Source organism: Streptomyces coerulescens (assembly GCF_042657965.1).
GTDB lineage: Bacteria > Actinomycetota > Actinomycetes > Streptomycetales > Streptomycetaceae > Streptomyces > Streptomyces coerulescens.
Window position 1 is genome coordinate 748,925 of the sequence record NZ_JBHSKM010000008.1, and the last position, 26,101, is coordinate 775,025.

Annotated in this window: 21 protein-coding genes and 1 pseudogene; 7 read left to right on the plus strand and 15 right to left on the minus strand. The window is 69.4% G+C overall.

All coding sequences use genetic code 11. The annotated features are described in order from the left end of the window. Position 1 precedes the first annotated feature (1 nt). The 5 genes from ACFPQ9_RS17760 to hemL form a co-directional block, all read right to left on the minus strand. Entirely contained in the window at positions 2 to 775 is a 774-nt protein-coding gene (locus tag ACFPQ9_RS17760; protein ID WP_380853776.1) for a cytochrome c biogenesis CcdA family protein, read from the minus strand. A 1-nt stretch (position 776) separates the two neighbouring features. After that, positions 777 to 1,382, minus strand: coding sequence for a TlpA family protein disulfide reductase (locus ACFPQ9_RS17765; protein ID WP_380853778.1), 606 nt, complete (start codon positions 1,380 to 1,382; stop codon positions 777 to 779). Positions 1,383 to 1,448: 66 nt separating this feature from the next. Beyond that, a complete protein-coding gene (locus ACFPQ9_RS17770) occupies positions 1,449 to 2,750 on the minus strand; it encodes a polysaccharide deacetylase family protein (RefSeq protein ID WP_380853780.1) in 1,302 nt (433 codons plus the stop codon). A 195-nt stretch (positions 2,751 to 2,945) separates the two neighbouring features. Then, positions 2,946 to 3,659, minus strand: coding sequence for a histidine phosphatase family protein (locus ACFPQ9_RS17775; RefSeq protein ID WP_380853782.1), 714 nt, complete (start codon positions 3,657 to 3,659; stop codon positions 2,946 to 2,948). Then, entirely contained in the window at positions 3,656 to 4,990 is a 1,335-nt protein-coding gene (hemL, locus tag ACFPQ9_RS17780; protein WP_380853784.1) for a glutamate-1-semialdehyde 2,1-aminomutase, read from the minus strand. The genes ACFPQ9_RS17775 and hemL overlap by 4 nt, the downstream gene beginning before the upstream one ends. Before the next feature lie 605 nt (positions 4,991 to 5,595). Here hemL and ACFPQ9_RS17785 point away from each other — a divergent pair. After that, positions 5,596 to 6,033: a hypothetical protein gene (locus ACFPQ9_RS17785; protein ID WP_003974483.1), complete on the plus strand. Its 438-nt coding sequence runs from the start codon at positions 5,596 to 5,598 to the stop codon at positions 6,031 to 6,033. Here the strand turns inward: ACFPQ9_RS17785 and ACFPQ9_RS17790 are convergent. Next, positions 5,978 to 6,616 carry a WbqC family protein gene (locus ACFPQ9_RS17790; protein ID WP_380853786.1) on the minus strand — a complete coding sequence of 213 codons (639 nt, stop codon included), beginning with the start codon at positions 6,614 to 6,616 and terminating at the stop codon, positions 5,978 to 5,980. The two genes, ACFPQ9_RS17785 and ACFPQ9_RS17790, sit on opposite strands and share 56 nt — an antisense overlap. Beyond that, a pseudogene (locus tag ACFPQ9_RS17795) lies at positions 6,552 to 6,884 on the minus strand (YdcF family protein); the annotation flags it as partial. The gene ACFPQ9_RS17790 and the pseudogene ACFPQ9_RS17795, both read right to left, overlap by 65 nt. Before the next feature lie 104 nt (positions 6,885 to 6,988). Here ACFPQ9_RS17795 and ACFPQ9_RS17800 point away from each other — a divergent pair. Both ACFPQ9_RS17800 and ACFPQ9_RS17805 read left to right on the plus strand, forming a co-directional pair. After that, on the plus strand, positions 6,989 to 10,483 hold the full coding sequence (locus ACFPQ9_RS17800) for a type ISP restriction/modification enzyme (RefSeq protein WP_380853947.1): 3,495 nt from the start codon (positions 6,989 to 6,991) through the stop codon (positions 10,481 to 10,483). 134 nt (positions 10,484 to 10,617) lie between these two features. Further along, the gene (locus ACFPQ9_RS17805; protein ID WP_380853788.1) at positions 10,618 to 11,133 is read left to right on the plus strand and encodes a DUF4760 domain-containing protein; all 516 of its coding nucleotides are present in this window, start codon (positions 10,618 to 10,620) and stop codon (positions 11,131 to 11,133) included. Between the two features lie 326 nt (positions 11,134 to 11,459). Here ACFPQ9_RS17805 and ACFPQ9_RS17810 read toward each other — a convergent pair whose 3' ends face one another. Then, positions 11,460 to 12,533, minus strand: coding sequence for a LacI family DNA-binding transcriptional regulator (locus ACFPQ9_RS17810; RefSeq protein ID WP_380853790.1), 1,074 nt, complete (start codon positions 12,531 to 12,533; stop codon positions 11,460 to 11,462). A gap of 312 nt (positions 12,534 to 12,845) precedes the next feature. On the opposite strand from ACFPQ9_RS17810, the gene ACFPQ9_RS17815 reads away from it, so the two are divergent. Genes ACFPQ9_RS17815 through ACFPQ9_RS17830 form a run of 4 tightly spaced genes read left to right on the plus strand, consistent with a single transcriptional unit; the run spans position 12,846 to position 17,728 of the window. Then, entirely contained in the window at positions 12,846 to 14,141 is a 1,296-nt protein-coding gene (locus ACFPQ9_RS17815; RefSeq protein ID WP_380853792.1) for an ABC transporter substrate-binding protein, read from the plus strand. A 13-nt stretch (positions 14,142 to 14,154) separates the two neighbouring features. Then, entirely contained in the window at positions 14,155 to 15,201 is a 1,047-nt protein-coding gene (locus tag ACFPQ9_RS17820; protein ID WP_380853794.1) for a carbohydrate ABC transporter permease, read from the plus strand. Continuing rightward, positions 15,198 to 16,034, plus strand: a complete 837-nt coding sequence (locus ACFPQ9_RS17825) for a carbohydrate ABC transporter permease (protein WP_380853796.1) — start codon at positions 15,198 to 15,200, stop codon at positions 16,032 to 16,034. Before ACFPQ9_RS17820 ends, ACFPQ9_RS17825 begins: the two co-directional genes overlap by 4 nt. Positions 16,035 to 16,084: 50 nt before the next feature. Next, positions 16,085 to 17,728, plus strand: a complete 1,644-nt coding sequence (locus ACFPQ9_RS17830) for a glycoside hydrolase family 13 protein (RefSeq protein ID WP_380853798.1) — start codon at positions 16,085 to 16,087, stop codon at positions 17,726 to 17,728. A gap of 89 nt (positions 17,729 to 17,817) precedes the next feature. On the opposite strand, the gene ACFPQ9_RS17835 is transcribed toward ACFPQ9_RS17830, so the two are convergent. The 7 genes from ACFPQ9_RS17835 to ACFPQ9_RS17865 form a co-directional block, all read right to left on the minus strand. After that, positions 17,818 to 18,648 (minus strand): FHA domain-containing protein, encoded by an 831-nt coding sequence (locus ACFPQ9_RS17835; protein WP_380853800.1) that lies wholly within the window; start codon positions 18,646 to 18,648, stop codon positions 17,818 to 17,820. Beyond that, positions 18,645 to 20,564 carry a serine/threonine-protein kinase gene (locus ACFPQ9_RS17840; protein ID WP_380853802.1) on the minus strand — a complete coding sequence of 640 codons (1,920 nt, stop codon included), beginning with the start codon at positions 20,562 to 20,564 and terminating at the stop codon, positions 18,645 to 18,647. Before ACFPQ9_RS17840 ends, ACFPQ9_RS17835 begins: the two co-directional genes overlap by 4 nt. A 111-nt stretch (positions 20,565 to 20,675) precedes the next feature. Beyond that, entirely contained in the window at positions 20,676 to 21,941 is a 1,266-nt protein-coding gene (locus ACFPQ9_RS17845; protein ID WP_380853804.1) for an ArgE/DapE family deacylase, read from the minus strand. A gap of 69 nt (positions 21,942 to 22,010) precedes the next feature. Further along, on the minus strand, positions 22,011 to 23,444 hold the full coding sequence (locus ACFPQ9_RS17850; protein ID WP_380853806.1) for a sensor histidine kinase: 1,434 nt from the start codon (positions 23,442 to 23,444) through the stop codon (positions 22,011 to 22,013). Then, positions 23,445 to 24,167, minus strand: coding sequence for a response regulator transcription factor (locus ACFPQ9_RS17855; protein WP_380853808.1), 723 nt, complete (start codon positions 24,165 to 24,167; stop codon positions 23,445 to 23,447). Positions 24,168 to 24,309: 142 nt separating this feature from the next. Further along, on the minus strand, positions 24,310 to 24,912 hold the full coding sequence (locus tag ACFPQ9_RS17860) for a CE1759 family FMN reductase (protein WP_380853810.1): 603 nt from the start codon (positions 24,910 to 24,912) through the stop codon (positions 24,310 to 24,312). Continuing rightward, complete coding sequence (locus tag ACFPQ9_RS17865; RefSeq protein ID WP_380853812.1) at positions 24,909 to 26,003, minus strand: LLM class flavin-dependent oxidoreductase; 1,095 nt, start codon at positions 26,001 to 26,003, stop codon at positions 24,909 to 24,911. Before ACFPQ9_RS17865 ends, ACFPQ9_RS17860 begins: the two co-directional genes overlap by 4 nt. Positions 26,004 to 26,101: the final 98 nt, after the last annotated feature.

Here is a 26,101-nt window from a genome sequence, read left to right on the forward strand (position 1 = left end):
ATCAGATCCCCACAGTGAAGCCGTTGGACCAGACCTGCATCTCCTGCACGATGCGGTCCCAGGCGCCGGTCAGCAGCAGCACACCGGTCACGATCATCATGGTGCCGCCGATGCGCATCACCCAGACGTAGTGGCGCTTGACCCAGGCGAAGGCGCCGAGCGCCTTGCGGAAGGCTACGGCAGCGAGCACGAAGGGGACGCCGAGGCCCAGGCAGTAGGCGACGGTGAGTAGGGCGCCGCGGCCCGCGCTCGCCTCGTTGTAGGACAGCGCGATCACCGAGGTCAGTGTCGGGCCGAGGCAGGGCGTCCAGCCGATGCCGAACAGCGCGCCGAGGAAGGGCGCGCCGATCAGCCCGGTCACGGGCCGCTTGTGGAAGCGGAACTCGCGCTGGGTCATCCAGGGCATCAGGCCCATGAAGAAGACGCCCATGAGGATCATGAGCACGCCCAGCACCTTGGACAGGACCTCCTTGTGGTCCTGCAGCGAGTCACCGAAGTAGCCGAAGAGCGCTCCGCTGGAGACGAACACCGCGGTGAAGCCGAGCACGAACAGGGAGGCGCCCGCGACCATCCGTCCGCGCCGGGCCTCGGCCAGATCCGTACCGGTGACCCCGGTGACGTAGGAGAGATAGCCGGGGACCAGCGGCAGGACGCAGGGGGAGAAGAAGGAGACGAGGCCGCCGAGCAGGGCGATGGGCAGGGCGAGCAGCAGAGCGCCGCTCATCACCGTCTGGTTGGGGCCCGCGGCCTCGGCGAGCGTGGACAGCGCGCTCACGTCACTTCTCCGCGAGGACGGGCTTGATCATGCTGCGCAGGGTGTCCTCGCCGAGGGGCGTCAGCGCCCGCGCGGCGATCTTTCCGTCCCGGTCGATGACGAGCGTGGAGGGGATCGCCTGCGGGTTGAGCGTGCCCTTCTCGAAGCGGAGCATCTGCTTGCCCGTGGGGTCGTACAGGCTCGGGTAGGTGACCCCGAACTCCTTCTCGAAGGCCTTCGCCGGGGTGGTGCTGGTGTCCCGGGTGTTGATGCCGACGAACTCGACACCCTGGCCCTTGACGTCCTCGTAGACGGTCTGGAAGTTCTTCGCCTCGGCGCGGCAGGGCGGGCACCACGATCCCCAGACGTTGATGACGAGGATCTTGCCCTTGTAGTCGGCGGTGTCGAGCTGCTCGCCGTCGAGGGTCTCGCCGGAGAGCGCCGGCGCCGCGGTGCGCTTGCCCTGGGCGACGGTGTCGACGCCGTTGTTGCCGGTGACGAAGTTGGTGTCGCCGCCGCCACCGGACGTACCGCCCGAAGTGCACGCGGACAGGACCAGCGCGGCTGCGGCGGCGCCGGTGGTGGCGAGCAGGGCGATACGGCTACGGGAGCGGCTGGCGGCACTCATGTGAAAAGTTTCGCATGCCCGTTCCGGGGATCTTGCACACCCCCCTCCCGGGCGCAAAACCGCATTTCAGGCAGCGTTTTGGGTGCCGGTCGGGGAGGTCGAGGAGGAGCCCGTCGAGCCGGTCTTCATAAAGGAGCTCCAGCCCCCCGCGGGCTCCTGGCCGACTTCCAGAGTACGCAACTTGTCGAGAATGTCCGGCTTCTGTACATCCATCCAGTCCACGAACTGCCGGAAGGAGACGAGTCGGATGTCGCCGCCCTTCTCCCTCTCCCGCGCGATGTGCTTGAGGGCCTCCTCAACGGCGTCCATGTAGATGCCGCCGTTCCACTGCTCGAAGTGGTTGCCTATGAAGAAGGGTGCGCGGTTTGTCTCGTATGCCCGCTTGAAGCCCTGGATGTACGCCTGTGCCGACTGCTCGCGCCAGGCCGGGTAGTTGTGGCTGGGGGCGTTCGTGGAGTTGACCGACTGGTTGGCGAGCATGTTGTAGTCCATGGAGAGGACCTCGAACGAACGCCCGGGGAAAGGTATCTGCTGCAACGGCAGATCCCACAGCCCCTGCTTCTTGTCCGGCCACACCTGACGGCCGCCGGGCGAGGAGGCGTCGTAGCGCCAGCCCAGCTCCTTGGCGGTGGGCAGCAGGTTGTCCTGGCCGAGCAGGCAGGGCGTGCGGCCGCCGACGAGCTCCTTGTCGTAGTCGAAGGGCAGCGAGGGCAGATCGGTCCACCCCGAGTTCGTCCGCCACTCCTTGACGAAGGACTTGGCCTGGTCGATCTCGCTGCGCCACTGCTTCGGGGTCCAGTTGCCGACGGTGCCGGTGCCGCCGCAGAAGTGGCCGTTGAAGTGGGTGCCTATCTCATGACCTTCGAGCCAGGCGCGACGGACGCCCTTGAGCGTCTGCTTGATGTGGTCGTCGGTGAGGTAGCCGATGTCGGAGGCGCCGCGCGGGTTGTTCGGCGGGTCGTAGAGCCGCTTCTTGCTCTCGGGCAGCAGATACAGCCCCGAGAGGAAGAAGGTCATGTGCGCCTCGTGCTCCTTGGCGAGGTCGAGGAAGCGCGGGAAGAGACCGTTACCGACCTCGCCGGCACCGTCCCAGGAGAAGATGACGAACTGAGGCGGCTCCTGGCCCGGCTCCAACGGCTCCGGCTTGGCCGGCTGATGGGGCTGCTTGCCGGTGAAGGAGGTGGAGCCGTCGCCTATGGGGCGGGCGCGGTCGGTCTGGGTGCCCGGCTTGTTTGCCGAGCCGTCCCCGGAACCCGATGACCCGTTCGAACCGTCTGACGAGGTGAGGGTGCCGCACCCCGCGAGCGAGAGGCCGGCGGCCGCTCCGGCACCGAGTCCGATGGCTCCCCTTCGGCTGAAGTTGCGCATTGCTGCCCCGTCCGTCGTGCTTGCTCTGGTGGTCACCCAGTCAGAGGGCACGACGAACGGGGAGGTTCCTCCGGATCACGGAGAAACGGCAACAAATGTCACAGGCGTGCATCAAGCACCCCAAAGGGGCGCGGGGAACTGCGCGACCAGCCCCCGCCGAGCCGCAGACGCATCACGGCGCTCCCAGCGGAGCGGCTACGCGCCGAAAGCCTTGCTCTTCCCCTTCACCGGCTGGGCGCCGGCACGGAGATGGGCGGGCACGAGATCGAGGGCGGGCTCGGTGTAGCCGACGGACACGATCTTGTCGCCCTGGTACGTGAAGGTCGTCAGGGACGCGAGGGTGCACTGCCGCTTGCGCGGGTCGTGCCACAGCCGGCGCCGCTCGACATAGCTGCGCACGATCCAGATCGGCAGCTGATGGCTGACCAGCACGGCCTCGTGCCCACGAGCGGCGTCCTTGGCGGCGTCCAGCGCGCCCAACATGCGCACGACCTGGTCGACGTACGGCTCACCCCAGGACGGCCGGAACGGGTTGACCAGGTGCTTCCAGTTCGCCGGCTTCTTCAGCGCGCCGTCGCCGACGCCGAAGGTCTTGCCCTGGAAGACGTTGCCGGCCTCGATGAGCCGCTCGTCGGTGGCGAGGTCGAGTCCGTGCGCCTTGGCGATCGGCGTCGCGGTCTCCTGCGCCCGCTCCAGCGGGGAGGCGCACACATGGGTGACGTCCCGGGGCGCGAGGTGCTCGGCGACCCGGTCGGCCATCTGCCGCCCGAGCTCGGAGAGGTGGTAGCCGGCGAGACGGCCGTAGAGGATCCCGTCCGGGTTGGCGACCTCGCCGTGCCGCATGAGGTGGACGACGGTGACGTCGCTCTCGCTCTTGCTGATGTCGCTCTTGTTGATGTCGTTGCTCATTCCGCCGTGGCCTCCGCCGCCGCTCGGGCCGCCGCCGGGAGGGCGTCGGCGATGCGCTGGACCGCCTGCTCGTCGTGTGCCGTGGACACGAACCAGGACTCGAAGGACGAGGGGGGCAGATAGACGCCCTGCGCCAGCATCGAGTGGAAGAAGGCGGTGAAGCGGAAGGACTCCTGCCGCTTGGCGTCCTCGTAGGTGCGGACCTCGCGGTCGGTGAAGAACACCGAGAACATGTTGGAGGCGTTCTGGAGCCGGTGGGCGACGCCTTCCTTGGTGAGGGCCTCGGCGACGAGGCCCTGGACGGTCTGCGACACCGCGTCGACCTTGTCGTAGGCGGCCTGGTCGAGCAGCCGCAGCTGGGCCAGGCCCGCGGCGGTGGCGATCGGGTTCCCGGACAGAGTGCCGGCCTGGTACACGGGCCCGGCGGGCGCGAGGTGGGCCATGACATCTTCCCGGCCGCCGAAGGCCGCGGCCGGGAAGCCGCCGCCCATCACCTTGCCGAACGTCATCAGGTCGGGCCTGACCCCGTCGACGCCGTACCAGCCGGCGCGGCTGGTGCGGAAGCCGGTCATGACCTCGTCGGAGATGTACAGGGCGCCGTTCTTGTGGCAGGCGTCCCGCAGCCCCTCGTTGAAGCCCGGCTGCGGCGGGACGACGCCCATGTTGCCGGGCGAGGCCTCGGTGATGACGCAGGCGATCTCGCCGGGGTGACGGTGGAAGGCCTCGTGCACCGACTCCAGGTCGTTGTACGGCAGCACGATGGTGTCGCCGGCCTGGGCGCCGGTGACGCCGGGCGTGTCGGGCAGTGCGAAGGTGGCGACGCCGGACCCGGCCGCGGCCAGCAGCGAGTCGACGTGCCCGTGGTAGCACCCGGCGAACTTGATCACCTTGGTGCGCCGGGTGAACCCGCGGGCGAGCCGGATGGCGGACATGGTGGCCTCGGTGCCGCTGGAGACCAGCCGCACCTGATCGACGGGCTCGATCCGGTCGACGATCTCCTCGGCGAGCGCGACTTCGCCCTCCCCGGGCGTGCCGAAGGATGTGCCGCGGGAGACGGCGTCCCGGACGGCGGCGATCACGTCCGGGTGGGAGTGCCCGAGGATCATGGGTCCCCAGGAGCAGACGAGGTCGACGTACTCACGCCCGTCGGCGTCGGTCAGGTACGGACCGGTGCCGGACACCATGAACCGGGGCGTACCGCCCACGGCGCGGAAGGCACGCACCGGGGAGTTCACGCCGCCCGGCGTGACGGCGGCCGCACGGTCGAACAGAGCCTGCGAGGCAGGCGCATCGTATGGATAGGGCGTTCCTGAAGAGGGCGCTTCGCTCATGGCCTGCGACTACTCCGACCTTCTCTGACCTACTCCGATGATCTCGGACTCCGGTTGCCAGTGACCTCATCAGGGTAGGCCAGCGGGCGGCGACGCCAGCGGGGCGCTACCGACGCGGGGACCGCTCGCCCCGCCCTCTCCTTCCCCTGACGTCCCTCCCTTCACCCGCCGTCACCTCTCCGGGAATCTGCGAGACTGGTCGTGATACACACAGCTCATGCGGGGCGTGGTGATCGGGGACTGAAAAGATCCCGCGGACAGGTGTTTCAGCGCACGTTTCGGCGGGCGGCCGTGGGGGAGGTCACTGACACGATGATCGGGTTGCGCGGCGGGGCCTGCGCGTCCTAGAAAAGCAGTCGGGTGGAGATATGCATCGCGGTGGCGGACTGGGCGAGGGGACTGATGACCTGGGTCCTCGACGTGCCCGGCGGGGCAGGCACCGGCGCGACGCGGAGGATTCGAACGAAGCACGCCAGGGACACGTTGTACCAGGTATGCCAGACGCAACGGGTGTACCGGGTGTACCGAGTGAGCACGAGCCGTTCGACCGGCGGATCGACGGCCAGGTCGACCGTCTTCGGGCGGGGAGCAGGAATGGTGGTCGGGTGGGGGTGACGTACAAGTACTTCGGCGCGCCGGACGGCGCCACCGCTGCCCGCGTCCCCATCTCGATGCGACCCGAGGAGCTGGGCGGCGACGAGCTCGGCATGAACGGCATGTTCACCAAGATCAAGCCGGAGACCATGGCGGCGATGGTGCTGACGGGCATCGAAGGCGTGCCCCTGCACAAGGTGCCGCCACTGGAGCTTGTCGTCCTGCACCCCGACTACGCGGTCGTCAAGCTGCCGATGACGGTGGTCGACCCGCTGCGGGGCATAGGAGAGGAAGCGGTCGGCGCGGCCGCGTTCATCTGGTCGACGGTGCCGGACCGGGGTGGCCCGCGGGACGCGTTCAATGTGTACCAACTGCTGCACGAGTGGCAGGACTTCAGCCATCGCTTGCATGAGGCGGGGCATCAGCCGTATTGCCTTGTCTGGCCCTGACCTGGGGTTTCACCGGTTCCGGGCGGGGTTTTCGGACCCCGCCTTTGTCGTGTGCCGGGAGGGGCGTCAGGCTCGCGCTGCGCATCGTCCGGGTGTCGAGGTACCGGCCGCCCGTGCCGCAGAAGTAGTGGGTGCCGCTGGTGGCCGCAGCGAGGTCGGCGAGTCGCTCCGAGTGGCCTTCTAGGGTCGGGATCGAACTGCTGCCCAGTACCTCGCCCAGCCGAATCAACAGACTGACAGTGCGACGGGAGCGACCGGGTCGGCAAGTCGCGCCTGGCCGATCAGCGTCGGGCGACCAGTGGAGAAGATGAGTCGGGAGCGTGAGCCACTGCGGCCGAACGGGCTCGTCCGGGGCCGCCGACCGAGCCCGGTGCCGGTAGTCGCGTCGGGCGAACTGGACATCGTCGAGGACGATCCACCGGTCGGCGGCGTGCACTTTGGTCGGCGTGGACGATCGCGGGAAACGGGTTCGGCTGGTGGATGGCACACACGCCGCCCGTGACCCGATGCGGGGTGACTCAGCTGCCGATGAGGCGGCTGTCGAAGCCGGCGCCCAGGAGACGCTCGTAAGCGCCATACACATCCCCCGGTACGTCCTGCTCGACGGCGAAGCCGAGCTTCGGGTACTCGATCACCCGTTGCAGGTCGCCAACGAGCATGTCGACGACGAGCTTCTCGTCGCCGATGGACTTGATGTAGTCGTCCAACTCCAGCAGCCCGGACGCACAGACAATCTCCGCCTCGGGCCACAGCTTGCGGCAGGTCGCGTACGAGCGGCGTTCCATGTACGGCTTGGAGATCAGCAGCAGTGACTCGACCGTGATGCCGGAGTCGGCCAGCAGCTCGCGGGCGCTTCCTCCATCGATGCCGCCGCCGTTGAACGGACACTCGACTCGACACCTTGGGCGGCACTCTCGACGAGGAGTGATGTTGCGCTTACCGTGAGTTGAGAAACATGCGGGTTGTGCTGGCCTTGGGGGGCAGGATGCAGCGCAAGGACCGGTTTCGGAGGATCGTCAGCGAATTCGGTGCGACGTGTAAGCAGGCGTTGGTGCACGGGCAAAGGGAAGCCGCGATCCGCCGAGCGGTAGAAACCCTTCTCGTCGACGCAGCAGGGGTGTTAGGGCTGCAAGCGGTCCTACACGCTGAGGTGGCCATCGCCGAGCATCGGATACGCCCTGACCTTGCGGTGCGGATTGGACAGTTGCCGCGCAATATCGTGGGCTACGTCGAGCTGAAGAGCCCCGACAAGAGCGTGATCCATCCTGGCGGTCTGAACCAGCGCGACCGCCGGCAATGGGAAGGCATGGCGAAACTGCCCAACCTGATCTACACGAACGGTCAGACATGGATCATGTACCGCTCCGGTCGGCAGTATGGCGACACCATCCACTTCGAAGGTGATCTGCGCAGCGCCGGCTCACGCCTACGGATGCCGACCGCCAGTGAGACCGCCTTCGAGGCCATGCTCGTCGCGTTCTTCGGCTGGCAGCCCAAGCCACTGACGTCGATGCGTGAGGTGGTCGCCCAGGTAGCCCCGCTGTGCGCGCTTCTGCGTGATGCTGTTCACGACCGCCTCGATGCCGAAGCGAGCCTCCCACGCCACCAGCGCCCGTTCACCGATCTGGCCTCCACGCTTGAGGTTGACCTCTTCCCGACCACAGATGACCGGGACAAACGGGCGACCTTCGCCGACCGCTACGCACAGTCCGTCGCCTTCGCTCTCTTGCTGGCCAGTTCCGACAACGCTGACAGCAACGACAAGACGTTGGTCGGTATGAGCCTGCACGAAGTAGGCCGACGCCTTGGGGCAGAGCACTCCGTCATGGGCCGCGCCTTGCAGATCCTCACCGATCAGGTCGAGGGAGAATTCCGCGACAGCCTGGACATGCTCGTCCGCGTCATTGACGCCATCGACTGGAGAATTTCCCTCACCGGCGAACCCGGATTCCACATCCACCTCTACGAGCACTTCTTGCAGGAGTACGACGCCGACCTACGCAAGGACTCCGGCACCTACTACACCCCGGCCCCGCTGGTGACGGAGATGATCCGCCTTGTTGACGAGGTACTGGTCAACACGCTGGATTGCACGGATGGATTCGCCGACCCTGGCGTGTCCATCATCGATCCGTCGATGGGAACCGGCACCTTCCTGACCGGCATCATCGACCTCGTCGCACGCAAACAGTCCGAGGGCGGCAACGACGGCTTCCGCGCCGAATCCGTGCAAGAACTCGCCAGCCGGCTGATCGGGTTTGAAAAGCAGATGGGCGCCTTTGCCGTCGCTCAGATGCGCGTGGGGCAGATGCTGCGGCACCTCAATGCCCGGGTCCGGCTGCGTGATATGCGCCTGCACCTGGCCGACACTCTTGCCGATCCGTGGCGGCCCAGTGAACTCTTCGACCGCTACGGCGCCTTGTGGGGGCCTTTACGTGACGACGCCGAGGCGGCCAGCACCATCCAGCGCAACGAGCGCATCACCGTCGTCATCGGCAACCCTCCCCACCGCGAACAGGCAGAAGGCCAGGGCGGATGGATCGAGAAGGGCTCAACGGGCCGCGGTGCCCCGCCTCTGGACGACTTCCGGCTGCGCGGTGCAGCAGGCGTGTACGAAAACAAACTGAAGAGCTTGTGCACCTACTTCTGGCGCTGGGCCACGCACAAAGTCTTCGACCAGCACGGCGATCACCGCCACGGCGTCGTCTGCTTCGTCAGCACCGGCGGATTCATCCGCGGCGCCGGATTCCAGGGCATGCGCTCCTACCTGCGGCGCACCTGCACGGAGGGCTGGGTCATCGACCTCACACCCGAGACCAAGAGGCCCCCGCTCAACAGCCGATTCTTCCCCGGAGTCCAGCAGGAGTTAGCCGTCGCCATATTCGTCCGTCGACAAGGCGAGCGGCATGACGAACTGGCGCCCGTCCACTACACGGCCCTTCACGGCACCCGCCAGAGCAAAGAGGAGCAACTTCACAACCTGCACATCAACGGTCCCGGCTGGCGCACTTCCCGGCCTGTTGAGCGCGTCCCCTTCACACCCGCCTCTCAGAGCGGGTGGGACACCTTCCCCGCCCTCACCGAGCTAATGCCCTGGTGCAAACCGGGCATCAAACCCAACCGAAACTGGGTCATCAGCCCCTCCAAAGCCGTCCTGCGCCGCCGCTGGAACCGCCTTGTCCAAGAACGCGATCCCGCCACGAAACAGGAACTGTTCAAAGAGACCCGCGACCGCACCCTGGACAAGGAAGCCCTCCAGGTCCCGGGACATCCCCACCCGTCGACGCTCCTGCGCGTCGAGCAAGGCCCCTGTCCCACTCCGATACGCATCGCCCGCAGAGCCCTGGACCGCCAGTGGCTCATACCCGACGGCCGCGTCATCGACTTCTCCCGCCCCGAGCTGTGGCGGGCCGACATCGACGGACAAATCTTCGTAGTCGAACAGCACACCCAGCGCTTACAGACCGGCGCGGCACTGCTCTTCACGGCCCTCGTCCCCGACATGCACTACTTCAATGGAAACGGCGGGCGCGTTCTGCCGCTCATGCACGCCGACCGCACCCCCAACATCACCCCAGGGCTGTTACCCCACCTCGCCAACTCCTACGGCCTCCAGCAAGTTCTCCCCGAGCACTTGCTCGCCTATATCGCCGCCGTCACTGCCCATCCCGCCTTCACTGAGCGTTACGCAGACGACCTCAACTCGCTCGGCGTGCGTATCCCCCTGACGGCCGATCGTGGCCTCTGGCACGAGGCCATCGGCCTGGGCCAGCATGTCTTATGGGCTTCATCGTTCGGCGCACGCTGCATCAACCCCGAAGACGGCCGCCCGGCTGGCAAATCGAACTGGTGGCGGCACCTATACCCCGAGATCATGTACGCCCAAGAAGTCACGCCCGACACGCTGCCATCGGCCGTCAGCTATGACAGCGAACGCCAGCACCTTGTCATCGAGGGCGGCATCTTCACCGGTGTCACTCCACGCATGCGCAACTACACCACGGGCGGGCGCAACGTACTCGACAGCTGGCTCGCTTACCGAAGCGACCGCACCGCCGGCAAAGTAAGCAGTGATCTCGACCGGGAGCGCCCCGAGCGCTGGGAGCCCGATTGGAGTCGGGAACTCGTCGAAATCCTCGCTGTACTGAGGCATCTCACTTCCTTAGAACCTCATCAGGAAGAACTCCTCAACCGCATCGTCGCCGGGCCCCTAATCGACATCGCTGAACTCACGCGCCGCCGCATCCTCCCGGTACCCGAGCGCGCCCAGCGCGCTCACACCGGTCCCGACCACGCATTTCTGCCTGGCATGGAGACAGTCGATGTCCAACCACCAGGCCCCGTCGACCCCCTGTCTCTCCCGAACGACCCCGCGGATGCAACGCAGCCCAAGCCACACTCACCCGTGCACCCCGGCCCACGCGCTCGACGGCGTCGCGGCCCGGGCTGATTGATGGCGCCAGCAGCCAGTACCACACCGCATCCACGACTGCTTCCTCGCCAGATGCTGCATCGGATTCTTCGCTCGGCTTCAACGCGACACGGATTGGGACCGGGGATACAACAACTGCTAACGGAGGCATCTTGGAGATCGCAGCCCTAGTGGTGTCGCTGGTAGCGCTGGGAGTGACCGGAGCCGTCTCGTTTCGGCAATTGCGACTGACCGAGCATGCCAACACTCTTCCGGTGCTTGTGGATCTCTTCCGCGAACATCGAAGCGTGCGGCTGGCGCAGGCGCGACAGGTCGTGCACGAGCGGCTGCCTGCCTGTGACCTGTCAGCCGGACTGGCTGGGCTGCCTGAGGACGATCGGCATCTAGTCCGTGAACTGGCCTGGTTCTACGACAATCTCGGGGCTCTGGTCGCCCACGGGGTGGTGGACATCGAACCAGTCTCCGGATACCTCGGTGGCTCGGTGATCTCGGTCTGGGAAAGCTTGCAACCGCTGGTGCAGGCGGAACGTGCGAAAAGGGCGCAGAACGCCATGCCAGATCCGAACCGCTGGCAGGAATACTTCGAGAACCTGTACCACCTCGTCCGCGAGACTCCTGCGGACCGAGCTCGTGCAGGAACGCATCTGTGGCGGCTTCCGCAGCACTGACTATCGACCCATGCACCGGTGATGGCTAGCCAAACGCTCCACCCCGCGAGGGCACATGAGCGCCTGGGAAACCGCTTTGACCCGTGAGAACGACCGAGAGGAGTCTTACCAGGTCAACACACATTCCTTGCGAAACCCCAGATCAGCGCCCTCCCACCCCCAACTGCTGCACGAGTGGCAGGACTTCAGCCATCGTCTTCATGAGGCGGGACATCAGCCGTATTGCCTTGTGTAGCCCTGAGCTGGGGTTTCTTGCGAGTCGGGCGAGGTCTTCGGGCCTCGCCCTTTCCTGTCGGTCTGGGCCGGGCCCTCGTCCTGCGCCACCCTCACCCCCGCCCCGTCCCCCCGGCCGCCCCCGGCTCCTGCTCGTCCTGAGGGTGAGGCGCTGGGGCCGTCGTGGCCCGGGGGATCATATGGGTCGGCAGGACCACGTGTCGCTTGTGTTCCGCGTGGGAGTCCTCGATGAGCCGTAGGGCCAGTTCGCCCGCCTCGCGGCCGATGGCCGAGGCGGACTGGGCCACCGTGGACAGGTCGAACCAGTCCGCGAGCGGCTGGTCGTCGAAGCCGAGGACGGAGATCCGTTCCGGGACGGCGATCTGTGACCTGCGCAGGGTCCGGATGACCGCGACCGCGACCTCGTCCTGTTCGGCGAAGATCGCGGTGGGCGGCTCGCGCAGGCTGAGCAGCCGGCCGACCGCCTCGGCGGTGCCGCGTTTGTCGCCGGGCGTCGTCCCGGCCACCAGGTCGTCGTCGAGGGGGATGCCCGCCTCGGTGAGGGCCTGCTGGTAGCCGAGCAGCCGTTCGTTGGAGCTGAACGAGAAGCCACTGGCGCCCACGGTCTCCAGGAAGGCGATCCGGCGGTGGCCGAGGTTGAGCAGATGCCGGGTGCCGTGCAGGGCGCCGGCGACATCGTCGACGTAGACGCTGGGCCGGCCGTCGACATGCTGGCTGACGTAGATGACGGGCATGCCGAGGCTGTCCAGCCGCGCGGTCTCCGCCTCGGTGAGATCGAACGAGAACACCAGCAGCGCGTCGGCGTTGCGCCGGGCCGGGAGGCGTTCGAAGAACGACGTGCGCTCCGCCATGTCGGGGATGACATAGACGTTCAACTCCATGCCGGCCGACCGCAGCAGCGGGGCCAGGCTGGACAGGGCGGCTCCCATGAACCAGGCGTCGAGCGTGGGCACGAGCACCGCCACATTGCCGGTCCGGCCCGTGACAAGGCTTGCAGCCTGCCGCGACACGGCGAAGTTCAGCTCGCGCGCGGCCTGCTCGACGCGCGCGCGGACCTCGGCGGAGACGGTGGACATGCCGCGCAGGGTGCGCGAAACGGTGGATGTGGAGACCCCGGCCCGTTCGGCTACGTCAGCCATCGTGGGGTGCCGCTGAGCTGGTGGCATGAGCGGACCGTAGCACAGACGGCACGGACGCCGAGGCAGTTTTTGACAGCGCTTTCATGCACCGTAATGCACCTTCGGCAACGCATTACTCCGTAGTAACGCATTGACTTCCGGCAAATACCGCCCCTAGCTTGCAAGCGTTGTCACGACGGGCCGTGAGCCACTCCCGCCGAGCCGCCACAAACGGGCTTGACCTGCATATTTCATTCAGCAACAGCCGCGACAACGCGGTCTTGGAGCACGAACAGACGGCCAGCCCGACCGGTACCAGCACGTACGACCACGTACGACGACGTACGACCAGGAGACACCGTGAAAAGCACAACCACCAGAGCGTTTCAGTGGGTGGGCACACTCGCCGCCGGCGCCCTCCTCCTCACCGCCTGCGGCTCGTCCGACGAGGGCGCCGCCGGGCAGGCCGGGCCGGGGACCTTCGAGGGCCGCGGCCCCATCACCTACGTGGCGGGCAAGGACACCACGGGCTCGATGCAGCCGATGCTCGACCACTGGAACAAGCTGCACCCGAAGGAGAAGGTCACCTTCATCCAGCTGCCGACGGACGCGGACGCGCAGCGCCAGCAGATGATCCAGAACGCGGAGACGAAGTCCGACGCCTATACGGTGCTCTCCCTCGACGTCGTGTGGACGTCGGAGTTCGCCGCCCACCAGTGGATCGACAAGCTGCCCGAGAAGCGGTTCCCGCTCGACAAGATGCTGAAGCCGGTCGTGGAGACGGCCAAGTACCGCGACGGTCTCTACGCGGTCCCGGCCAGCTCCGACGGCGGCATGCTCTACTACCGCACCGACCTGCTGAAGAAGGCCGGGGTCAGTCAACCTCCGACCACCTGGGCCGAGTTGAAGGCCGACTGCGCCAAGGTGAAGAAGCTGCCCGAGGCCGAGGGCATGTCGTGCTACGCCGGGCAGTTCCAGAAGTACGAGGGCCTGACCGTCAACTTCGCCGAGGCCGTGAACTCCGCGGGCGGCGTCGTCACCGACGCGAACGGCAAGCCGGACGTCGACACGGCGGCGGCGAAGAAGGGCCTGGACTTCCTCGTCGACTCCGTCAAGGACAGGACGATCCCCAAGGAGGGCATCACCTACCTGGAGGAGGACGGCCGCCAGGCGTTCCAGTCCGGCAAGCTGATCTTCCTGCGCAACTGGCCCTATGTGTACTCCCTGGCCGGCAAGAGCGACATCAAGGGCAAGTACGCCGTCGCCCCGCTGCCCGGCCTGGACGGCCCCGGCTCCTCCAGCCTCGGCGGCCACAACCTGGCCCTGTCGACCTACGCGAAGAACAAGGCCACGGCGCTGGACTTCATGAAGTTCCTCAGCAGCGAGGAGAACACGGCCACCTTCCTCAAGGAGGCCTCCCTCGCCCCGCCGTACGCCGCCCTGTACGACGACAAGGCACTCATCGGGCAGTACCCGTATCTGCCGGTGCTCAAGGAGTCCATCCTGCGCGCCGTGCCCCGCCCGCGCGTCGTGCAGTACGGCGACGTCACCGCGGCGGTCCAGCGGGAGGCGTACGCCGCCCTGACCGGGAGCAAGAGCAGCGCCCAGGCGCTGAAGGACCTGCAGGAAGCCCTGCAGAAGTCCACCGGCCGGTGAGGAGCGGGACGTCATGGCCGACACCAAGATCCCGCCCCCGGCGCCGGCGGTGGACCCGGAGCCCCGGGAGCCGGCGAGCCGCCACCGCCGTACGCGAGGGCAGTCCCGCGCGACCGCGGGCACGGCCCGGATGGCCGCCCTGCTGGTCTCCCCGACGCTGCTGGTGCTGACGATCGTCGTGCTCTACCCGACGCTGATGGCGCTGAACGAGTCGCTGTACGGGGCGAAGGGCCTGGACCCGGAGACCGGGTTCATCAGCGCGACGGAGCCGTTCGTCGGGCTGCGGAACTACGCCGACATCTTCGGCGAGGCCGGGGAGCGGTTCTGGAACGCCTTCTGGAACACGACCTTCTTCACCGTCGTCACGGTCGCCCTGGAGACGGTCATCGGCGTGGCGATGGCCCTGATCATGCACAAGGCGTTCCGGGGCCGCGGACTGGTCCGGGCGGGCATCCTGATCCCCTGGGCGGTGCCCACGGCCATCTCCGGGCTGCTGTGGCGGTGGATCTTCAACAGCGACGGCATCGCCAACACGCTGATCGGCCGTCAGGTCCTGTGGACCACCGAGGGCTTCCACGCCAAGGTCGCGGTCATCGTCGCCGAGGTGTGGAAGACGGCGCCCTTCATCGGGCTGCTGGTCCTGGCCGGGCTGCAGGTCATCGGCAAGGAGGTGTACGAGGCCGCCCGCATCGACGGGGCGAGCCCGCCGCGCCAGTTCTGGCACATCACCCTGCCGCTGGTGAAACCTGCGCTGCTGGTGGCGATGCTGTTCCGCTGCATGGACGCGCTGCGCATGTTCGACCTGCCGTACATCCTCATCGGCGCCCAGAAGCACTCGGTGGAGACCCTGTCGATGCTCGCGCAGAACGAGGCGTCCAACGTCCGCTTCGGACCGGCCTCGGCGTACTCGGTGCTCCTCTTCCTCTACGTCTTCCTCATCGCCCTGGCCTTCGTACGGCTGCTCGGGGCCGACCTGATCGGAGACGCCGGCCCGGGCGGCCGTAAGCGCAGGGGCAGCCGGATCGCGGCACTGCGCCGCCGTACGGAGGTGACGGCATGACGTCGCTCACGGCGAAGTGGCGCAGCGGCCTGGTGTACGCGGGCGTCGTCGCGGTCGTGGCCTACTGCCTGGCCCCGTTCTACTGGATGCTGGTCTCCAGCCTGCGCCGAACCTCGGACATCTTCGACACCTCGCTCGTCCCGTCCCCGGTGTCCTTCGAGAACTACCGGGCGGTGTTCGACCCCGCGCAGGGGTTCGGGCGTGCGCTGCTCAACAGCCTGGTCGTGGCGGGCATCACGACCGTCCTGGCGCTGCTGCTGGCGACCTTCACGGCGTATGCGATGGCCCGGCTCGACTTCCGCTTCAAGCGGCTGATCCTGACCCTGATCATCGCCACCTCCATGTTCCCGGTGGTGTCGATCGTGGTGCCGCTGCTGAAGCTGTTCACGGACATCGGCTGGATCAACAGCTACCAGGCGATGATCGTGCCGAGCATGTCCTTCGCGCTGCCGCTGGCGGTGTGGAACCTGACCGCGTTCTTCCGGCAGATGCCGGACGAGCTGGAACACGCCGCCATGGTCGACGGCTGCACCCGGGGCCAGGCGTTCCGCAGGGTCATCGTCCCGCTGGCCGCGCCGGGCATCTTCACCACGGCGATCATCACCTTCATCTGCGCCTGGAACGAGTTCCTCATCGCCCTGTCGATGACCAACAAGCCGGACATGCAGACCGCGCCGGTCGCCATCTCCAAGTTCACCGGCGCCACGACGTACGAGACGCCGTTCGGCAGCCAGATGGCCGCGGGTGTCCTCGTCACGGTCCCGCTGGTGGTCATGGTGCTGCTCTTCCAGCGCCGCATCGTCGCCGGACTCACGGCGGGAGCGGCGAAGTGACACCGCCCTTCCTCGATCGACTCTCCCCGACAACCAAGGAGCTTGCAGCCTTGTCCCCCACCACCGCGCCCTGGTGGCGCAGCGCCGTCATCTACCAGGTCTACATCCGCAGCTTCGCCGACGGGAACGGCGACGGCGTCGGCGACATCGCGGGCATCCGCTCCCGGCTGCCGTACCTCAAGTCACTCGGCGTGGACGCCATCTGGATCAACCCCTGGTACAAGTCCCCGATGGCCGACCACGGTTACGACGTGGCCGACTTCCGGGAGATCGACCCACTGTTCGGCACGGTCGCCGAGGCCGAGCGGCTCATCGAGGAGGCGCACGCGCACGGGATCCGCGTCATCCCGGACATCGTGCCCAACCACACCTCCGACCGGCACGCCTGGTTCCGGGCGGCGCTGGCGGCCGGTCCCGGCAGTCCGGAGCGCGAGCGCTACGTCTTCCGGGACGGCCGGGGCGAGGACGGGTCCGTGCCGCCCAACGACTGGGTCTCCTGCTTCGGGGGCCCCGCATGGACGCGGCTGCCCGACGGGCAGTGGTACCTGCACCTCTTCGCTCCCGAGCAGCCGGATCTGAACTGGCAGCACCCCGAGGTGCGGGCCGAGTTCGAGTCGATCCTGCGGTTCTGGTTCAGCCGGGGCGTGGACGGCTTCCGGATCGACGTCGCCCACGGCCTGATCAAGCACCCGGAGCTGCCCGACCTCCCGCCCCGCCGCGACCCCGACACCGAGCAGCCCTGGCAGCACGTCGACCACCCGCACTGGGACCGCGACGAGGTCCACGACATCTACCGCGCCTGGCGCAAGGTGGCCGACGAGTTCCCCGGCGACCGGTCCTTCGTCGCCGAGGCCTGGGCGGACACCCCGGAGCGGCTGGCCGCGTACGTCCGGCCGGACGGTCTGCACACCGCGTTCAACTTCGACTTCCTGATGTCGAGTTGGCACCCGAAAGACCTGCGCGAGGTCATCGACGGCTCCCTGGAAATGCTCGGCGCGGTGGGTGCGCCCGCCACCTGGGTGCTCTCCAACCACGACGTCGTACGCCATCCCAGCCGCTACGGCCGCAAGGCCGCCAAGCGCTGGGTCGCCAACGAGACGTACGTACCCGAGGGCCCCCTCGACCTGGAACTGGGCACCCGGCGCGCCCGCGCCGCCGCCCTGCTGATGCTCTCCCTGCCGGGTGGCGCCTACATCTACCAGGGCGAGGAACTCGGCCTGCCCGAGGTCGAGGACCTCCCGGAGGCCGTGCTGCAGGACCCCGTCTGGGAACGCTCCGGCCACACCGACCGCGGCCGCGACGGCTGCCGGGTCCCGATCCCCTGGTCCGGCACGGCCACCCCGTACGGCTTCAGCCCCGACGGTGCCGGCGCGGCGCCCTGGCTGCCGCAGCCCGCCGACTGGGCTGCGCGCACCATGGCGGGCCAGAGCGGCGACGAGACCTCGATGCTGGAGCTCTACCGGACGGCCCTGCGTCTGCGCCGCGAGCACCCGGCTCTCGGTGACGGCAGCCTGACCTGGCTGGATGCCCCGGAAGGCGTCCTCGCGTTCGGCCGCGATCCGGGCTTCGTCTGCGTGGTCAACCTCTCGGCGGAGCCGTACCCGCTGCCCGCCCACACCTCGGTCCTGCTGGCGAGCGGCCCCGTCGAGGGCGGCGCGCTGGCGCCGGACCAGGCGGTGTGGCTGACGGTGTGACGGGCCCACCTGGGGTGCGCAGGCCGGAAGCCCGGCTCGACTCGGATGTCGCGCCGGGCTTCTGTCTGCCGTCTCACGGATCCCCGGGCTCACGCCCCGTCGATCAGGACCAGGTCCATCGGTACGAGCGTGGTCGAGGCCAGCAGGGCCCGGATCAGATGGTCGTTCAGCGAGTTGCCGACCGGCTCGCCCACCTCCTCCCGGGTCAGTCCGGGCACCCCGTCGCGGGACAGCCGCAGCCGTACGGCGTTGACGAGGTGCCCGACCCGCTTCTCCGTCCAGCCCTCCCCGGGCCGCACATCGGCGAGCTGCGCGGCCGTCTCCCGCCAGGTCAGGGGCTGCGGGCGGGGTTCGTGCAGCAGATAGCGCCGGCCGAGGGCGACCAGGGCGAGCCGCTCGGCGTCGGTGAGGGTCCACACCCGGGGCGGCCGGGTGACGTCCCCGTGCCGGGGTGGTCGCTGCCCGCCCTCGGAGCCGGTGACGAAGACCTCCAGCAGATGCTCACGGCCCCGCGAACCCCCGGCGAACAGCGGGGTGTAGCCCGTGTCGAGGGGCAGTGGCTCCTCACCCCGGAACAGCAGCCTGCCGCCGGCGCACCGGATCGGCAGCCGTCCGCTGTTGCTCAGCCACCAGCGTCCGGCGAGATGGGTGAGGGTGCCGTGGTGGCGGCTGACCTGGGGATCGTCCTCGCCCAGACAGATGTGCACCTCGGGCCGGTTGCGCCCGAACAGCACCTCGCGGCCCTCGCCGGGGCCCAGCGTCATACCGCCGCCGAACGCCAGGGCGAAGAGCGTGCCGGGTACGGGCGCGGAGGCGCCGCGGGCGAGGCTGCCGTGGGTGGGCGGCAGGGCCCGGCCGCCACCGGGGACGGGCCGGGTGCGGTCGCGAGCGTGGTCGTGGGGGCGGTGGCCGACGATCACTTGTCCTCCGGCAGTCGCTCGGCGATGTTCTTCAGCGCGCTGGCGGACAGCTCCTCGGCCGTCTCGCACGCCTTCTCGGTGGGCCGCTCCCCGCGTACGGTCAGCCGGAACAGCTCGCTCGTGCCGTCGCCGACGGAGTTGGTGTACGTGCGGTGCGGCACGTAGACGGCGCAGCTGCGTTCGCCGTCCTCCTCCGGTGACACATAGCTCGTCGTGCCCCCGACGGCCGTCGGCTCCCCGTTGTCCGCCGGCTGGTTGTCCCGGGTGAACGACAGCTGCACGAAGGCCCGGTCGCCGTCCGGGCTCGACCAGTCGCACTCCCAGTCCGCGAAACCGTGGTCCGACGGCCTCGTCCGCAGGCCCGGGACCCGTTTCAGCGCGGCGGTGTCGAGCAGATCGCAGGCGTTGAGCCGGGCCAGGGAGGTGGCGGGCCAGGGGCCCGAGCGCCGGGGCACGGGCCCCTGGTCGAGGACCGTGACCGCGTGGTCGGTGGCGGCGTCGGCCAGAGCGCAGGGATCGGGCGCGGCGGCCTCCCGCCGGGTGCCGACGACGAAGATGCCGCGGCCGTCGGAGGTCGAGATGAACCGCTCGCAGTCGTCGCCGTCGCGGCTCAGGCTCGCCACCTCGACGTTGCCGACCCGCCGGACCGGCACACTGCCGTCGAACTCCTGGTCCTCGCTGGAGAAGTTGAGATCGACGCCGGCCAGTTCGTCGCCGTCGGCACTGAGCACCAGCACATCGCAGCGGTCCAACTCACCGTAGTCCGGGTCGAGTTCGGTGTCCCCGAACCGGCTCAGCGAGGCGGCGTCGAGCAGCTTGCAGGGGTCGGCCGTCACGACGTCGCCGATCGCACCGGCGTGCACCGTGGCCGTGGGGGACGGCTTCGCGTCGGGCTCTCGGCCCTTGTCGTCGCCGCCCCACGTCAGGCCGATGATCCCGGCCGTGATCGCGATCGCCGCGGCCAGCGCCCCCGCCGCGAGGCCCAGGGGGCGCCGTCGACGCCGTACGGCACGCGGCAGTCGCAGGGTGAGCGAGGCGAGGTGCAGGGTGTTGTGGTCGGCCAGTTGGCTCTGGACCTCGGGCGGCGGCGGGGCGGCCCGGGTCAGCAGCCGGTACGCCTCGGCGGCGTCGGGGCGGCGCCGGGCGTCCGGCTCCAGCAGCGCGGCCAGCGGGTCGGTGAGCAGCCCGGCACGCTCGGCGGGTTCGAGATGGCCCTCGATGGCACGGGCGACATAGGCCATCGGATGGTCGACCCGGCCGTACGGCGAGTGGCCCTCGACCGCGGCGAACAGGCTGGCGCCGAGCGAGAACACGTCGGCCTTCTCGTCCGCGGGCCGCCCCTTGGCCAGCTCGGGCGCGAGGTACTTGGGCTTGCCCCGCACCACACCGGTCGTGACCGTGTGGGTCTGGGTGACGTCGCTCCACAGGGCCCGTGCGATGCCGAAGTCGGTGAGCCGGGCGACACCGTCCTCGGTGACCAGGATGTTCTCCGGGGTCACATCGCCGTGGACCACGCCCAGAGCATGCGACTTGGCCAGCGCGGCGGCTATCTGGCAGCCGACGGAACCGGCGTCCTCGGGCGACAGCAGCTCGGCTTCGAACAGCTGGGCGAGGCTGCGGGAGGGGACGTACTCCATGACGATCCAGCAGGTCGCCTCGCCGGATCCCGCGTCCGTCTCCTCGACGAAGTCGAAGACCGGCACGATGTTCGGGTGGTGCAACCGCGCGGCGTACTGCGCCTCCTTCTTCAGTCTCCTGGCGGCCTGTTCGTCGTCCGGTCGTGCGCACTTGACCGCGACGGTCCGCTTCAGCGTCTCGTCCCAGGCCTGCCACACGACACCCATCCCGCCCCTGCCGACGGGTTCCCTGAGGAGGTAGCGGCCGGCGACCTCGTGCCCGGCCTTCGGCGTCAACACGGTCACGGAGTGTACGGAGCCACGGCCCGGCAGTGACCGCTTTCACGGGACTTCATACGGACGAGCACAGGACCCTCTCAAGGGACGAGCACAGGGCCCTCTCGAGGAGGGTCACCTGGTGCCGACCGTCCGCAGCACCGTCACCGCCAACGTCCTTGCCACCTCGACCACTTCGGCGACGGCGACCTGTTCCCGCGCGCTGTGCGCCACCCGGATGTCGCCCGGCCCGTACTGCAACGTCGGTATCCCCGCCCCGGAGTACAGCCGCAGATCGCTGCCGTACGGCGCCCCGCACTCGCGCGGGTCCGCGGCTCCCCCCGTGTCGGCGTGGGCGCCTCGTATCAGCTCCGGCAGCGGGTGGCCCTCGGGCAGCCGGCCGCTGGCGAACTGCCCGCCCGGCCAGGTCACCGTCGGCGGGTGGTCGCGCAGCCACGGGTCGGCGGCGCACGCCTCGGCGACGCACCGCTCGAAGGCGGCCCGCGCCTCGGCCGGGTCCTCGCCGAGCCGTACGCCCAGCCGTCCCTCGGCGACCAGCAGATCGGGCACGCTGCTCGCCCAGTCCCCGGCGCGCACGGTGCCCACCGACAGGGCGTAGGGGATGGGATGCCCGGCCATGAGCGGATGCGCGTCCCGATTGCGCTCGGCCTCCAGCCGGGCCAGTGCCCCGTGCAGCGGCACATACGCGTCGATCGCGCTGACGCCCTGGTCGCGTGCGCTGCCGTGGGCCGCCCTGCCGGGCACGGCGATACGGAAGGTCAGCGCGCCGGCGTTGGCGGTGACGAGGGTGCCGCCCGTCGGCTCGGTGATGACGCAGACGTCGCCGCGGTGGCCGCGCCTGAGCGTGCCGAAGGCGCCGAGACCGCCGTCCTCCTCCCCCACGACGAAGTGCACGCCGACCCGTCCGCGCAGCCGCACTCCCGCGGCCCGGATCGCCGTGAGCGCGGCGAGGTGGGCCGTCAGCCCGGCCTTCATGTCACAGGCACCGCGCCCGTGCACGACGTCCCTGACGACCCTGGGCACGAACGGATCGCCGTTCCAGGCGTCGGGGTCCCCGGGCGGTACGACGTCGACATGCCCCTGCAGGACGAAGGTGGGCCCGTCCCCGCCGTCCCCGGTCACCCCGACCAGCCCCCAGGCCTCGGCCCGCTCGGCCTCCGTCCCCGGGAACTCCGGGTCCGCGCGCAGCGCGTCCAGGTCCATGGACCACAGGTCGACGTCCAGTCCGAGCCGCTCCAGCCGCCCGGCCAGCAGATGCTGGAGCTCCGACTCGGCCGCGCTCCCGGTCACGCTCGGCACGGAGATCATCTCCAGCAGCGTCCGCCCGATCCCGGCCTCGTCGATCTCCGCCAGTACGGCACGCTCCACATCACTCAACACCCTGACGTCCTCCCCACGACCCCCGAGCCCGACGCCTGCCCCGCCGCGCGAACCGACGGTGCCCATTCCTCAGCCCGCCCCGCCCACCGTGAACCCGATCGCCGTCCCCCCACCCTCCCGCCGAACGGCGAACGGCGCCCCCGCATGCGCCAGCGCCACCTCCCGCACGATCGACAGCCCCAGGCCCGACCCCGGCAGGGACCGCGCGTCGGCAGCCCGGTAGAACCGGTCGAAGACCCGGATCAGATCGTCCTCGGCAATCCCGGGCCCCCGGTCCAGCACCTCCACCCGCACCGTCCCGGGCCGCGCGGGCCCGGCCACACTGATCTCGATCGGCCCACTGCCCTCACGGTCGAACTTCGCCGCGTTCTCGACGAGATTCGTGACCGCCCGCTGCAGCATCCCCGCCCGCCCCTGAACCGTCGTATCGCCGCTCGCGCGGACCAGGATCCGCCGCCCGGTACGGCGCCGGGCGAGCCCCGCGACCTCCTCGGCGATGTCGGCGAGGTCCACCCGCTGGGCCGGCTCGGTGTCGGACTGCCCGGCCGCCAGGTCGACCAACTCGTTGACCAGGTCGGTCAGTTCGCGCGCCTCCTGGCCCAGGTCGGCGACCAGCTCGTCACGGGTGTCGGGCGGCAGCTCGTCGATACGGCGCAGCAGGGAGATGTTCGTCCGCAGCGAGGTGAGCGGGGTGCGCAGCTCGTGCCCCGCGTCCTGCACGAGCCGCCGCTGGTCCTCCTCCGACTGGGCCAGCCGCCCCAGCATGCGGTCGAAGGCCCGGCCGAGGCGGCCGACCTCGTCGTAGCCGGTGACGGGCACCTGGACGCCCAGCCGCCGGGTGCGCGCGACATCCTCGGCCGCGTCGGTGAGCACGACCAGGCGGCGGGTGATGCGCCGGGCCAGCCACCAGCCGAAGAGTCCCGCGAGGACCACCACGGCCCCCATCAGCAGCAACGTCCGCTGCTGGAGCGCCCGCAGCAGGTCCTCGGTGTCGCTGAACTCCTGGGCGATCTGCACCGCGCCCCGGCCGCCGCCGAGCGCGACGGTCGCCACGCGGTAGACGTCGCTGCCGACGTCGACGTCCTTGTGCTGGATCATCCGCCCGGCCGTCCCGTCGGCCGCGATCCGCCGGTCGGAGGCCGTGACCGGCAGCCCCGGGCGCCCCGGGTCGACGACGGCGCCGTCCGGGCCCAGCACCTGCACATCGGTACGGGCGGGCCGTACGAGATCGTGGCCGGGCGCGGAGGAGGAGAAGTCGTCCGGCCGCATGGGCCGCTGTGTCACCTCGCCGCGCAGGTCCTGCACGACCTCGTCGAACACGGACTCCTGGTCCACCCGCACCAGCCGGGCCGCGGCGGTGTACGACAGCAGTCCGACCAGGAGGGTGACGACGGCGGTGACGGCCGCGAAGGACACGGCGAAGGTGGAGCGCAGCGAGACGAGCCCGGTACGCCGGCGTCCGGTCAGCAGGCGGGCGAACCGGCATCGCACCCGGCCGCCCACTCAGTCCTCCCGCAGCACGTAACCCACCCCGCGGACCGTGTGGATCAGCTGCGGGGCACCCGGCTCGTCGAGCTTGCGGCGCAGGTAGCCGACGTAGACGGCGAGGTTCTTGGAGCCGGGGCCGAAGTCGTAGCCCCAGATGCGGTCGTAGATGGTGGCGTGGTCGAGGACGATGCCGGCATTGCGCGCCAGCAGCTCCAGCAGCTCGAACTCGGTGCGCGTCAGCTCCAGCTCCCGCGTGCCCCGCCAGGCCCGGCGCGCCTGCGGGTCCATCCGCAGCCCGGCCGCCTCGATCAGCCGGGCGGACGGCTCGGGAGCGGGCTGCTTCGGTACGTCGACGGCGGCGCCGTTCGCCTCGCTCGTGCGGCGCAGCAGGGCGCGCAGCCGGGCGAAGACCTCCTCCACGTCGAAGGGCTTGACCACGTAGTCGTCGGCGCCCGCGTCCAGGCCGGCGATGCGGTCCTGGGTCTCCACGAGCGCCGTCAGCATCAGGATCGGGGTGCGGTCGCCCTCGGCGCGCAGCACCCGACAGACCTGGAGGCCGTCTATGCCGGGCATCATCACGTCGAGGACGAGCACGTCCGGGGGCGTGCGGTGGGCCTGCGCCAGCGCCTCGACACCGTCGGCGACCGCGGTGACCCGGTAGCCCTCCAGGGTCAGCGCGCGCTCCAGGGCGTGGCGGATGGCGCGGTCGTCTTCGGCGAGGAGAACAGTCTGCGACACCCGTTCAGTCTGCCAAGGCCTCCGGCGGTTCGGCCGGGTGGACCGCGCTGCTGTTGCCCTTCTTACTGGGCTCACACCCTCACACGGCCGCCTCTGGGGGCTCCGCCCCCAGACCCCCGTTTCGGCCTGGACGGCCTCGTCCTCAAACGCCGGACGGGCTGTTCAGCGCGGTCAGCTGCTCGGCGAAGGGCACCACCGCGAGGTCGTCCGCGACAGCCCTGACTCCCGACAGGCCCTGCATCAGCCCCGCCAGCTCCCCCGCCGCCCGCCCGATGCGTCCGTCCAGGCCCTCGGCGCCCCAGTCCTCCGAGGCGGCGTAGACGCCGGTGGGGACGACCACGGCCCGCAGATGGGCGAAGAGGGGACGCAGCGCGTGCTCCAGGACCAGCGAGTGCCGGGCCGTGCCGCCGGTCGCGGCGATCAGCACCGGCAGGCCCGCCAGCGCGTCCTTCTCGATCACGTCGAAGAACGACTTGAACAGTCCGCTGTACGACGCGGAGAACACCGGCGTGACGACGATCAGTCCGTCGGCCGAGGTCACCGCGTCGATCGCGGCGGCCAGCTGCCGGCCGGGGAAGCCGTTGGTGAAGTGGTGGGCGATCTCCACGGCGAGGTCGCGCAGCTCGACGACCTCGACCTCTACGGAGTCCACGGCCTGCCCCACGGCGGCCGCCGCCAGCCGGTCGCCGAGGAGCCGGGTGGAGGACGGGACGCTCAGCCCCGCGGACACGACGACGAGCTTCATGCGACGGTCACCTCTTCCGACTCCTTCTTGGCCAGCAGGGATGCGTGGGTCGGCGCGTCCGGCACCCCGGCCGGGCGCCCGGCGGCGAACTCCTTGCGCAGCACCGGCACGACCTCCTCGCCGAGCATGTCGATCTGCTCCAGGACGGTCTTCAGGGGCAGTCCGGCGTGGTCCATGAGGAACAGCTGGCGCTGGTAGTCACCGGCGTAGTCGCGGAAGGCGAGCGTCTTCTCGATCACCTGCTGCGGGGAGCCGACCGTCAGCGGGGTCTGGTCCATGAAGTCCTCCAGCGACGGGCCGTGCCCGTAGACCGGGGCGACGTCGAAGTAGGGCCGGAACTCGCGGATCGCGTCCTGGGAGTTCTTGCGCATGAAGACCTGGCCGCCGAGCCCGACGATCGCCTGCTCGGCCGTGCCGTGCCCGTAGTGGGCGTACCGGCTCCGGTACAGCTCGACCATCCGCTTGGTGTGGTCGGCCGGCCAGAAGATGTTGTTGTGGAAGAAGCCGTCGCCGTAGTACGCGGCCTGCTCGGCGATCTCCGGGGAGCGGATGGAGCCGTGCCAGACGAACGGCGCCACGCCGTCCAGGGGGCGGGGCGTGGACGTGAAGCCCTGGAGCGGCGTACGGAACTTGCCCTCCCAGTTCACGACGTCCTCGCGCCACAGCCGGTGCAGCAGGGCGTAGTTCTCGATGGCGAGGTTGATGCCCTGGCGGATGTCCTGGCCGAACCAGGGGTAGACCGGGCCGGTGTTGCCGCGCCCCATCATCAGGTCCATCCGGCCGTCGGCCAGATGCTGGAGCATCGCGAAGTCCTCGGCGATCTTCACCGGGTCGTTGGTGGTGATGAGCGTGGTGGAGGTGGAGAGCACCAGCCGCTCCGTCTGTGCCGCGATGTAGCCGAGCATCGTCGTCGGCGACGACGGCACGAACGGCGGGTTGTGGTGCTCACCGGTCGCGAAGACGTCGAGTCCGACCTCCTCGGCCTTCAGCGCGATGGCGACCATGGCCTTGATGCGGTCGCGCTCGGTCGGCGTACGGCCCGTGGTGGGGTCCGGCGTCACATCGCCGACGCTGAAGATCCCGAACTGCATGGTCGCTCACCCTCCGGTTGTTGACGGTTCAACTATACCGGAGAACGGAGACCCCGGGCGGACTATTCCCGCCCCTCGCGACCAGCCTGCTTCCCGAC

Bases quoted from the DNA above. Each gene is read 5' to 3' on its own strand.
- hemL (WP_380853784.1), bottom strand. From the start codon at position 4,990: ATGAGCGAAGCGCCCTCTTCAGGAACGCCCTATCCATACGATGCGCCT.
- ACFPQ9_RS17860 (WP_380853810.1), bottom strand. From the start codon at position 24,912: ATGAAGCTCGTCGTCGTGTCCGCGGGGCTGAGCGTCCCGTCCTCCACC.
- ACFPQ9_RS17775 (WP_380853782.1), bottom strand. From the start codon at position 3,659: ATGAGCAACGACATCAACAAGAGCGACATCAGCAAGAGCGAGAGCGAC.
- ACFPQ9_RS17770 (WP_380853780.1), bottom strand. From the start codon at position 2,750: ATGCGCAACTTCAGCCGAAGGGGAGCCATCGGACTCGGTGCCGGAGCG.
- ACFPQ9_RS17825 (WP_380853796.1), top strand. From the start codon at position 15,198: ATGACGTCGCTCACGGCGAAGTGGCGCAGCGGCCTGGTGTACGCGGGC.
- ACFPQ9_RS17790 (WP_380853786.1), bottom strand. From the start codon at position 6,616: ATGTGTATGGCGCTTACGAGCGTCTCCTGGGCGCCGGCTTCGACAGCC.
- ACFPQ9_RS17810 (WP_380853790.1), bottom strand. From the start codon at position 12,533: ATGCCACCAGCTCAGCGGCACCCCACGATGGCTGACGTAGCCGAACGG.
- ACFPQ9_RS17800 (WP_380853947.1), top strand. From the start codon at position 6,989: ATGCGGGTTGTGCTGGCCTTGGGGGGCAGGATGCAGCGCAAGGACCGG.
- ACFPQ9_RS17765 (WP_380853778.1), bottom strand. From the start codon at position 1,382: ATGAGTGCCGCCAGCCGCTCCCGTAGCCGTATCGCCCTGCTCGCCACC.
- ACFPQ9_RS17820 (WP_380853794.1), top strand. From the start codon at position 14,155: ATGGCCGACACCAAGATCCCGCCCCCGGCGCCGGCGGTGGACCCGGAG.
- ACFPQ9_RS17865 (WP_380853812.1), bottom strand. From the start codon at position 26,003: ATGCAGTTCGGGATCTTCAGCGTCGGCGATGTGACGCCGGACCCCACC.